The sequence below is a fragment of the Psychrobacter piechaudii genome (genome assembly GCF_900162825.1).
GTDB classification, from domain to species: domain Bacteria; phylum Pseudomonadota; class Gammaproteobacteria; order Pseudomonadales; family Moraxellaceae; genus Psychrobacter; species Psychrobacter piechaudii.
In genome coordinates this window covers 1-10,793 of record NZ_FUGE01000162.1, presented here as the reverse complement: position 1 = coordinate 10,793, position 10,793 = coordinate 1, and the positions used below count along the sequence as shown (strand labels likewise).

General features: G+C 41.7%; 8 protein-coding genes. 6 read left to right on the top strand and 2 right to left on the bottom strand.

Annotated features, from left to right (window positions below; all coding sequences use genetic code 11):
* Window positions 1-100 precede the first annotated feature (100 nt).
* Window positions 101-1,534: an SNIPE associated domain-containing protein gene (locus A1019T_RS09285; RefSeq protein ID WP_095532602.1), complete on the top strand. Its 1,434-nt coding sequence runs from the start codon at window positions 101-103 to the stop codon at window positions 1,532-1,534.
* 72 nt (window positions 1,535-1,606) lie between these two features.
* Here the strand turns inward: A1019T_RS09285 and murJ are convergent, their stop codons facing one another.
* Entirely contained in the window at window positions 1,607-3,157 is a 1,551-nt protein-coding gene (gene murJ / locus A1019T_RS09280) for a murein biosynthesis integral membrane protein MurJ (protein WP_077451407.1), read from the bottom strand.
* A 210-nt stretch (window positions 3,158-3,367) separates the two neighbouring features.
* Here murJ and A1019T_RS09275 point away from each other — a divergent pair, with 210 nt between their 5' ends.
* Window positions 3,368-4,297 carry an HpcH/HpaI aldolase/citrate lyase family protein gene (locus A1019T_RS09275; RefSeq protein WP_077451406.1) on the top strand — a complete coding sequence of 310 codons (930 nt, stop codon included), beginning with the start codon at window positions 3,368-3,370 and terminating at the stop codon, window positions 4,295-4,297.
* A 43-nt stretch (window positions 4,298-4,340) separates the two neighbouring features.
* Here A1019T_RS09275 and ampD read toward each other — a convergent pair whose 3' ends face one another.
* Complete coding sequence (gene ampD, locus A1019T_RS09270) at window positions 4,341-4,958, bottom strand: 1,6-anhydro-N-acetylmuramyl-L-alanine amidase AmpD (RefSeq protein WP_077451405.1); 618 nt, start codon at window positions 4,956-4,958, stop codon at window positions 4,341-4,343.
* A gap of 180 nt (window positions 4,959-5,138) precedes the next feature.
* Between ampD and A1019T_RS09265 the strand changes: the two genes are divergently transcribed.
* The 4 genes from A1019T_RS09265 (at window position 5,139) to A1019T_RS09250 (ending at window position 10,687) form a co-directional block, all read left to right on the top strand.
* A complete protein-coding gene (locus A1019T_RS09265) occupies window positions 5,139-7,154 on the top strand; it encodes an Lnb N-terminal periplasmic domain-containing protein (protein WP_077451404.1) in 2,016 nt (671 codons plus the stop codon).
* Window positions 7,155-7,260: 106 nt separating this feature from the next.
* Window positions 7,261-8,547 (top strand): esterase/lipase family protein, encoded by a 1,287-nt coding sequence (locus A1019T_RS09260; protein WP_244156609.1) that lies wholly within the window; start codon window positions 7,261-7,263, stop codon window positions 8,545-8,547.
* A 104-nt stretch (window positions 8,548-8,651) separates the two neighbouring features.
* Entirely contained in the window at window positions 8,652-9,536 is an 885-nt protein-coding gene (locus A1019T_RS09255; RefSeq protein ID WP_077451402.1) for an NAD-dependent epimerase/dehydratase family protein, read from the top strand.
* 131 nt (window positions 9,537-9,667) lie between these two features.
* Window positions 9,668-10,687, top strand: a complete 1,020-nt coding sequence (locus A1019T_RS09250) for a hypothetical protein (protein ID WP_077451401.1) — start codon at window positions 9,668-9,670, stop codon at window positions 10,685-10,687.
* Window positions 10,688-10,793: the final 106 nt, after the last annotated feature.

Sequence of the window (10,793 nt, the reverse complement as noted above, 5' to 3'; positions counted from 1 at the left end):
ATAATCGACTTTATAAAGCTCGGTGGTTTATGAGGTTATAGTTTTCTTTGAAATAAGTTTATGGGTATATAAAGCAAAAGTACTTTGAAGGTAGTCTGATATGAATAATAAAGATTTAGTAATTAAAGTCATAGCCGCTTTAGGAATAATGGCTATTACAATATATGCGCCTCAATTATTAGTTTTGATAGTAGGATATTTAGCGTACCAACTATCTAAAAAGGTCAAAGAGTTATCTGAATTAAATCAAAAATATCAGGCAGTTGTTGCTGATTATTCAGAACTTTCAGAGCAACATTCTGAAGTTGTAAATAGATATTCTAGAGTGATAGATATTGACTTAGCAGTAGATGAAGCTAAAGAAAAGCTTGCTAAAACCACTAAAGATATTGAACAGTTGCAACTTAGTTATAAACAAAAAAGATCAGTATATGACGATTTATTAAGTCGTATCGCTATTTATGATGAAACTCTAAAGTATGCAGAAATGGGTATGTATGAACCTCATTTTGATTTTGATACATCAGAGGCATTTAGAGACAAAATTAAAGAGGTCCGAGCAAAGCAAAAAGAGATGATCAAAGAGAAGACGGCCATTACTTGTAATATTGAATGGGAGGTAAGTGGTAGCCGAGCTGAAGGTCAGAAAATGACAAATCGGGGAATTCGTTTAACAGCAAGGGCTTTCAATAATGAGTGTGATGCTGCAATTGCTAACGTATCCTGGAATAATATTGAGCGAATGGAAAAGCGAATTGTTAAAGCGTACGAAGCCATTAACAAAATGAATGAGACCAATAAAATTTTTATATCTCCCTATTATTTGCAGCTAAAACTTGATGAACTACGCTTGGCGTTTGAGTATAAAGAAAAACGTCAAATAGAAAAAGAAGAACAGGCTGAGCTGCGTAGATTAGAGCGTGAGGAAGAACAGCTTAGAAAAGAAGCTGAAAGAGCATTAGCAGAAGAGAAAAAGCTTGAGGTTCTGTTAGATAAGGTACAAGAAAAAGCACTACATTCTGAGGGTCCTGAGCTTGAAAGACTACAAGCAGAAATTGCTAAACTGGGTGATGAGCTCAAGGAAATGCAAAGAAAGCATGATAGAGTTAAAGCCATGGCAGAACAAACCAAACTTGGTTATGTGTATGTCATTTCTAATATTGGTTCTTTTGGTGAAAATGTCTATAAAATTGGAATGACCAGAAGGCTTGAACCAATGGATAGGGTTAAAGAGCTGGGCGATGCAAGTGTGCCATTCTATTTTGATGTACATGCCATGATTTTTAGTGAAGATGCACCAAGCTTAGAAGCTCAAATCCAGCGAGAGTTTGCTGACAGAAGGTTAAATTTAGTCAACTATCGAAAAGAGTACTTCAACGTTACATTGGAGGAAATTAAGCAGAAAGTTTGGGAATTAAAGCCTGATGTTGAGTTTATTGATAAAGTAGAAGCAAGAGAGTTTAAAGAATCTGAAGAGATAAGAGCTATACGAAATACCACTGCTATAGAAGATGAAATGCCTGAGGAAATCTAGGAACATAATAGTAATAAAAAACACCAGCTAAATAAGCTGGTGTTTTTTATTGTGGCAACAGTAAAACTTTAATTATCCGTGTTTTAGCTGACGAGGACGGAAGCCTGATGCCAATAACACTACGGCGTATACGATTGCGCCCACGGCACAGATTAGAAGTAAAGCAAAGACGCGATGCCACTGCGTATCATGAGTCGGGAAGTAAGGAAGCATCATGTATAATGCCGCCACCATTACTGCGCTGGAAATACCAAACTGAGCGAACAGTTTTTTCCACTGCGGACCGAAGCGAAATAAGTCACGCTTGTGCAGTAGATAGTACAATAAGCCAGCGTTAACGAATGAAGCGGCAGTGGTTGCTAAAGCCAATCCGCCATGTAGTGGCAGCTTAAAATAGTAGAAAATACCCACAAAAATTAAGCTAAATATCATGTTGGCTATGACGGTAATAATACCTATTTTAACTGGGGTCTTGGTATCTTGACGGGCAAAGAAAGCAGGAGCAAAAATCTTAATCAGCATAAAGCCCAAGATGCCTCCAGCCATGCTACGTAGTGCAAAGCCACTCATATTTGCGTCTCGAAGCGCGAACTCTCCACGCATAAATAAAGTCTGCATTAGTACATCAGATAGCACAAAAAGCGCACAAGCCGCAGGCATACCCACAACAATAATTAATCTTGCTGCCCAGTCTAAAGTCTTACGGAAGCTGACATCATCTTTTTTGGCTTCACTGGTGGATAAGCTAGGCAAGATAACAGTACCGATTGCTACCCCAATTAGACCCAAAGGCAGCTCAGTTAAACGCTCTGCTGCATATAACCAAGATACTGAACCGGTTATCATTAACGAGGCCAGAACGGTATTTAACAGTAGGTTGATTTGGGTAACGGATACTCCAAAAATGGCAGGCAACATCAGCTTTAGGATACGACGTACCCCTTCGTGCTGAAAATCGATTTTTGGTTTAACCAGCAGTTTTTGCATATAAAGCTGGGGTAGCTGAATAAAGAACTGTAATAGACCTGCTATAGCAACGGCGTAACCCAGTGCCATAATAGGTTTATCAAACATAGGCGCAAAAATTAAGGCCCCAGCAATCATACTTAGGTTAAGTAGAACGGGAGCCACTGCAGGGGCAGCAAAACGGCCATAGCTTTGCAAAATACTACCGGCAAAAGCGGTCATCGAAATGAATAATAAGTAGGGGAAAGTTAACCGTAGCAGCTCAGTTGCCGTGTTAAACTTCTCAGGATCATCTGAAAATCCTGGGGCAAATAAGGTAATGACCCAAGGGGAGGCTAACATTACTACGACCGTTAGCATTGATAAAATCATTAGCAAGGCACCTGAAGTGCGGCTAATTAAAATCTGTACTTCTTGCAGGGTGAAACGCTCCTTGTATTCAGACAAGACAGGAACGAATGCTTGGCTAAAGGCCCCTTCAGCAAAAAGGCGACGCAGGAAGTTGGGTATCTTGAAGGCGACTAGGAAAGCGTCCATCAGACCGCCGGCACCAAACACACCCATCAACACCATATCACGTACAAGGCCTAATATACGTGAGAGCATGGTCATTGAGCTGACAATCATAGTCGAGCGAAACAGTTTACTTTTTGCCATGTAATCTCAATACCTGTGTATATTAAAATATTTTTAATGTGGTTTTTAAGGTTTCAAAAAAACTGGCAAATTATAGCATTATCTAGATAAGATAACGGGACTGGCCAGTGAAATTGTGATGGAAAGTAGCACTTATATGAATTTATAACTGCGATAAATAATCTGTAGTTTAAACTGAGAGCTAATACTTAAATAGCAAAGGAATGGATAATGACTAACACAACTCCCTCAATGCTGACGAATGAACAAGATAAAGCCTCTCTTAAAAAGTCGAGTGGACTTTGGGGGATGCCCCGCAGTTGGCTTTTTGTTCCAGCGACTAGGCCAGAGCGTTTTGATAAAGCGGTTAATAGTGGGGCTGATGCCGTCATTATCGACTTAGAAGATGCGGTAGAGTCAGCAGATAAGCCTCAAGCCCGAGATCATATCGCACAGTATGTGGCACAATCTAATAACGATAGAATTAAGCCTACTGCTAAAGATGAAAACGTAAGGGCTAGTGGTTTATGGTTGCGACTTAATAATGATGCGCATCTAGCGGAGGACTTGGCATTATGTGAGTCATTGGCTAGTTATGATGTTATTGAGGGGATTGTATTACCCAAAGTAACTAAGGCTGCACAAATTGAGTCCGTGTTTCAGTCCTTAAAGTTACCTGTAGTGGCTCAGATAGAATCAGCTGTAGGAATCAGTCAGCTAGACGCCATTGCCCAAACTGAGGGATTGATGGCGCTTAGTTATGGCCGGTTGGACATCAGTAATGAGCTTGATTTAACAGGGGGCTCAAAAGCAGAGCAAGATTTTTTTATACAACTACGGATTCAGATGCGTCTGATAAGTAAGGTCTATAAACTTTCAGCGCCGATAGAAAGTATTTATGCTGACTTTAAGGATACAGCGGCGATGGAGGCAACCGCAGGCTATGCCTCTGATTTAGGATTTTCAGGGATGCTATGTATCCATCCGCTTCAGGTAGATATTGCTAACCGTGCTTTTAAAGCCAGTGAGAGTCAGCTGGCTTTTGCCAAAAAAGTGATTGAGCATTATCAACAAACCGGTGACAGTATTTTTGCCATTGAGGGGGTAATGGTTGATTTGCCAGTTATTTTGCAGTGTCAAAGGCTATTACAACAAGCCTAAAGTAACCTTATTAATCTACTAAAAGCGGGGCATGACCTTAGGTTTATGCAGTAATTTGGCTAACCAGGTCGCGTAACTTATCCCATTCAAAAAAATCACCAGGATCAGTTTTGCGTCCTGGAGCAATATCACTATGTCCTGTTAAATGGCGACGTGTCTTGGGATATGCTTGATATATAGCAGCGATCACATTAGACAAAGCCGTGTATTGCTGCTCAGTAAAAGGTTGGTAGTCGGAGCCTTCTAGCTCAATTCCAATACTATAGTCATTGCATTCAGGATTGCCAAGATAACTTGAGCGGCCGGCATGCCAAGCTCTGTCTTCAAAATTTACCAACTGAGTGACTTCGCCACTACGCTCAATAAACAGGTGAGCGGACACCTCCATACCTTCAATGGTTTTGAAGTAGGGATGCGCCTCCCAGTCCAAAGTGTTGGTAAAAAAGGCTTTGACATAATGCAGCCCACTGGCATCTGTCTTTTCAAACTCATCAGGAGGCAAACTGATATTGTGAATTACGATAGTACTGATATCAGTCTCTTCTGGACGAGCATTAAAGTTGGGAGAGGTCAGCCAAGTCGCTTGGGTTAAGCGCCCTGATTGAATGCTTAATGGTTCAGGATTGGGAGCTGTTTCAGATTTGGAAATTGTTTTTTTCATAAGTCATTATTTTATAAAAAGAAAGAAATGGGGCAGCTATATTTGCTGTCATAAGCGGTATTAAGCAGTCTAATATAGGTCGTAGTCAATGGCTTTAAATGGGGGGCGTGTTATCATAAAGTCATTAGGCGACATTAGCTTGAGCCTGTTCATTATACGCAATTAATAATAGGGTAAACCATGTTATCTGACAAATCTGCTGTAATCCCAAAAACAGCCTGGTATGGCGTGAAAAAAACCGCCAATTATTTGGCCACGGCTAGCGTAATGGCCAGCTTAGGCTTAGGGGTATCTGCTTATGCTCAAACGCCTGAGGCTGCGCAAAGCACAGAGGCTAATAGTAGCACTCTTCAATCAAACATAAGTACTGATAAAGGGGTGGCGGCTACTGATCAGGATCAATTAAAACAGCAGCTGATCGCCTTGGCGACACAAAAAAAACTGGCCAATCATCGCAGTTGGCTACGACTGCATTATTATCAAGAAACGGGTCATAAAAAACAGGGGCAAAGCCTGTCATCAGCCTATAAAAGTAAAATTAGCAATCCAGATTTCTTTATTAGTAAGGAGGGGAAGAGCGATCCTCAAGCAGAGCTAGAGGCTTTTATTACAGCCACAATTGAGCAGGGTAAAGATGGTAATGACAGTGTGGCCTGCCGTTTTCCAGCGCGCACTTATTGGTTAAAACAACAGCTAGGTTTAGAGCAGGTAAAATTTGACTGTCCTGATTTTGACACTTGGCTCCAAAAGCTTGATCCTAAAAAGTTGTCAGTAGTCTTCGCAGAGGAATATCCTGATCGCCCCGTCTCAGCCTTTGGTCATACCCTAATGTTGATTGATTCGGCAGCAAGCCTTGCTGACCCCAAAGCCATTGATAAGGCTCATGCCCTTAATGATACCGTGGCTGGCAACCCAGATGACTCTTTTATAATGTATGCTGTTAATTCTGCATTTGGCGGCTATCCCAACGATATTACTATTGAGCCTTATCCACAGAAGTTGGCAGATTATCTACAACAAGACAACCGAGATGTTTGGACTTATGAGCTGAAGCTAACGGATGCAGAAGTTGAGCAAATTATGCGTCACGTGTATGAGACCAAAGACTTAGAGCTGCCTTACTACTTTACGCTTGATAACTGTGCCTCGGAGATATTGCGTTATATTGATGTGGTCCGTCCTGAAGGTAATTTGCTTGACGAGTTTACTTTAGCCGTGGTGCCCTCAGATGTGATCCGTCTGCTACAAAAAGAAGGCTTAATTAATCAACAAAGCTATTTTCCTGCTGATGCTACTTTAGCGCAGGCGAAGCTCAATAACCCGCAACTAACGGATTTACCCAGCAGTAGTATTGATGCCAATCATCAGTTGGTTCCCACTCAATTAACCCCAGTTGATAATAACCCGCTAAATGCTCATTCATTGCAGCGCGTTATGGTGGGTGCTGGCGCCCAAGATGATACCGGCTATTTAAGCTTGGCTTATCGTGGAGGCTTTAACGGGCCACTAGACCGTCCCAGTGGCTATCCGCAAAACTTCCATCTAGAGGCAGGGGTAGTTGAACTAAGAGCTTATGGTGATGATGAAAAAGACAAAGGCAACCATAATCGGCTTGAACTTCAAGAGCTGACCGTACTTCGAGGACGTTCCTTTAATCCCATAAATACCGCACGAAAAGGTGACTCATTATTATCGAGTTGGGGAGTTAACCTACAGGCCATTCAAGTCAAAGATGGTTCACAAATGAACAATGATACTCGTAATTCAGATCCAGATAGTAGCCACTTGGTAGGTAGCTTTGGTTATGAAAAAGGGATATCAGCCGCCTTTGGTAATCCTGAAGCAGGTTCAGGACAATTGCCGCCACATTTATGTTATGCCTTTGGTAACGGCTTGGCACAAGTAGGTAAGGGGCTAAGTAAAGGTTACCGAGTCGGTGCTGGCGTGAACCTAGGATGCCGTTATCAGTTGAACCGTGATGCTCGATTAATAGGCGAGGTTGAGGTGCCTTATTGGTATCATGGTAGCTCTGATAATGACCAAATAAAAAGCAGTTATTGGCAACCCGTCTTGAGTCTAGGCGCGCAATATGACTTAGAGAAAAACAAAGCCATTCGGATAAAGGGCAGTTATCAGCTCCAAGATAAAATTAATGGTCGTGAAGATGTGCAGCTGGCCTATGTGACCTATTTTTAAAGCGACGTCTCCATTTTAGGAGGCATGCTTTTGCTTACTTTTTTAAAGATAGGCATAGGCAGTGACACGTAGTAGTATAAAGTCTACCTATATGGAAGTGATTACTATGACCCAAACTATGCCCTCTAATAGCCAAGCTAAGAGTGATAATGAGTCATTACTAGCAGAGACTCTCTCTGTTTATGACTTTTTAGCGGGAATAAGTCAACTTAGCATACTTGGGGTGGTAGAGACCACCGCTCTTGTCGAGGCGATACACCGTGAAATCGTCCTGCGTCCTATTGGACTGCTAAACCATAAATATGGAGACTTTTGGCGTCACAGTATTAGCAGTCGAGTCTATGGCATGGTCAGAGGCATCACCTTGTTGGTGGGTCAAGGCTTGGCTTTTGCTATGCATAAATCCAACCATTTTCTGGGTCCTAAAACTAAGCAGCCCTTGCCAAATAGTTTACATCAATTGGTCGATGTTCTTAACGGGGTTATGGGCGATCATTTAGAGAATAAAAAAAACCCGCTTGCCTTGCCAATGATGCTTTATAGCAGTGAAGGCCAACCTATAGCCAAATCAAATCGGGCGAGTCAAACCCAAGTTTTGTCAGGAAAAGTGGTTATTATTCTGCATGGCCTATGCATGGGTTATGTCAATTGGCAACCGACTAATGAGCAGGGGTTAGGTCAGAGAATTGCAAAGGCGCAACCTGAGACTAGCGTGCTTTATCTTAATTATAATACCGGACGACGCATCTCAACCAATGGCCGTGAATTCTCAGCGTTATTACAGCAATTAACCGTTGCCCATCCAGACATTAGTGAAATTACTTTAATCGGTCATAGTATGGGCGGCTTGGTATCGCGTAGTGCCCTTTATTATGGAGAACAAGCCCAACAGCCGTGGGTAAAGAAAACCAAAAAGTTAATCACTTTAGGCACACCACATCATGGTGCGGTACTTGAGCGCATTGGCAACACTGTTCAGCAAACCATTAGCAAACTGCCTTTTGCCGGATCCTTAGGTAAACTCGGAGATATACGCAGTACGGGTATTATAGATTTGCGTCATGGCAGTATCCGTGATGAAGATTGGCAGTCGCTCGCTACACGCAGTGTGTTGCCAGACAGTGAGCGTCACTTCACGCCTTTACCTGAGCATATAGCGGCATATTTTTTGGCAGCAAGTTTGAGTGAAGAAGGAGATACTTCTAAAGTAAATTATTTGCTAGGAGATGGCTTGGTTAATATCCATTCGGCTTTGGGTGAGCATATAGGCGATCATAGCTTGGATGTGCCCGAGGAGCACAAAGCAGTGTTCTATGGCATTGGCCATCTGGCTTTGCTTAGCGATAAACGGGTTTTAGATCAGACAATTAACTGGCTACAAGAACCGTTATAAAGTTAAGTAGCAGTCAAAATATGACACCCTCTAATTGTGTTATCCTTTAATACAGTTAAAACCGAGTTTTAGAAAAACAAGATATTATGGTAAGGATAAAAATAATGAGTCAGTCTGCAGCGATAACTTCCTCTTCTCCCAAAAAATCTAATTACTTAATCATCGGACAAGGTGATATAGGACTTGAAGTGACCAATACCCTAACGAAAGCGCAAAAGCCAGTGACTGGCTTGGCAAGAAGGGAACGTCACGAATATGATTTGGATAATCAAGCCCAGTTTCTACAAGCCGATGCGCTAAAGTTGACTGCAGAGCAGATTCAAGATTTTACTCATATTGCAATAATAGTGGCCCCTAATAATTATGATGCTAAGAATTATAAAAATACTTATTTGGGAATCGCGCAGCACATTGCCGAATTACAAAGCCAATTACCACAACTCACAAGGGTGGTATTTATCTCATCCACTGGGGTCTATGGTCAAGAGGAGGGGCAGTGGATAGACGAAACTGTTGAGCCACAATTTCCCAAAAGGGAAGCTTCTCAATATATCCTACAAGCAGAGCAGGTATTACAGCAAGCTTATGGCGAGCGAGCGGTAATTATCCGTCCTAGTGGTATCTATGGCGAGCAGCGATTGATGCGGGTGAGTAAAGCAAAAGAGCAGCAAAAAGAGCCCATGCCTCTATCTGACTGGACCAATCGAATTATGGACAGCGATTTGGTTAATATCATTGTGCAAGTGCTGATGCTAGATAAGAACGATGGCTTAAAGCCGGTATACTTAGCCACAGACTATGCGCCTGTGACCTCCTTTGAAATAACCACTTGGTTGGCTGAGCAATTAAATAGTACTGCACCGATTGCCAAACCTGATACCGATGGCCATAACCTCAGTGGTAAGCGCCTGCATAGTAATATTCCCCGTGACTGGTTACAATTTCCCGATTGGCAAAGTGGCTATATGCATATTTTAAAATCAATCTAAATAGAGATAGCGGGCAGTGAGATAACAGCTTATTTTTTTTATAGACTCCGAGGGCTGTGATTTTCAATATCCCGTTGTCTAAAAAGCACGTATTATAGTCGGGAAATATATATAATATTAAAGAGGGTAATTTGCGAACGGACAGTTTCAAATATACTGATAACGAAGACTTAATCGCTCAGTCTTTATTACAAAATCAAATTGAGTATTCCGGAATGAGACATCCTAATTTTCAATCATCTATGGCGACTTTAAATCCTGATCGCCCTCTGACTGATATCCCCGAGCCTGCCCCCCGCTATCAACAAAGCTTAGGTAAGTTGTTGTCGATGTATGATGTTTCTACTAAAGAAAAAAAGGTCGATGAAGCCTCAATGTGGGCTCTCATTGCCTCTCCTGAGCTTGCTTCACATTTAGATCTATTGCAGTTGGGCGGTTTAATTAATCTGCCCAATCAGTTCTTTGAGCCTAAATCTAATAGTGAGTCAAAGATTTTAACTCCTTTGACTCAGATGTCCTTATTGGATCTATCTGATATCTATCAGGTTTGTGCTAAATATCCAACTTTGACTCGCTATGGCTTTAAAAGTAGTAGTGACAAAAGGAGTAGTGACTCTCAAAAATTAATTAGCACTAAGCCGGCAATAACCGATACTAGTATTAGTAGCTTATTTTCAGCCATGCCAGAGATGATCAATGATTTATTTGCGCCTAGCTGGGAAGCTATCTTATATCCTGAGCGCTTCGATAATGAAGTTGATAGTCTAACTACGGATATTTTGGCCTGTAGTGCCGCTGTACACATCCTAAAACAGTGCCAGCCACGTCAGAGTATTAATCGTAATTTAACCGCCAAGCAGATATGCCAGCATATGCGCAGCTACGTTTTAAGCCAATGTAATGAGTACCCCCAGTTTGAAAAACAGTATCGACAAATTAGATTGTTCGAGGGCCATGTTGTGGTGGCTGCAAGCTATCTAGGTTTTGATGTGGTTCATGCCAGTAAGCACTCGTCAGCTTCTACTGTGAATAATAAGGGAGAGACTAGTGGCAATTTAGGCCAAGCCATCTATATTAATGTCTCCACTCAATCCTCATTATTTATTCGATACCCCAACCTCAGTAGCTATTATATTAATGGTTGGTCTTAACTCCTTTCAGGGCAATCGCACTATAAAACCCTACCGAATAGAACCTGCTCACGATAATCAAGATTTTGAGAAGCCCTAATACGGCGTCGTTTCACTGACAGTTTAG

Bases quoted from the DNA above. Each gene is read 5' to 3' on its own strand.
- A1019T_RS09285 (WP_095532602.1), top strand. From the start codon at position 101: ATGAATAATAAAGATTTAGTAATTAAAGTCATAGCCGCTTTAGGAATA.
- murJ (WP_077451407.1), bottom strand. From the start codon at position 3,157: ATGGCAAAAAGTAAACTGTTTCGCTCGACTATGATTGTCAGCTCAATG.
- A1019T_RS09275 (WP_077451406.1), top strand. From the start codon at position 3,368: ATGACTAACACAACTCCCTCAATGCTGACGAATGAACAAGATAAAGCC.
- ampD (WP_077451405.1), bottom strand. From the start codon at position 4,958: ATGAAAAAAACAATTTCCAAATCTGAAACAGCTCCCAATCCTGAACCA.
- A1019T_RS09265 (WP_077451404.1), top strand. From the start codon at position 5,139: ATGTTATCTGACAAATCTGCTGTAATCCCAAAAACAGCCTGGTATGGC.
- A1019T_RS09260 (WP_244156609.1), top strand. From the start codon at position 7,261: ATGACCCAAACTATGCCCTCTAATAGCCAAGCTAAGAGTGATAATGAG.
- A1019T_RS09255 (WP_077451402.1), top strand. From the start codon at position 8,652: ATGAGTCAGTCTGCAGCGATAACTTCCTCTTCTCCCAAAAAATCTAAT.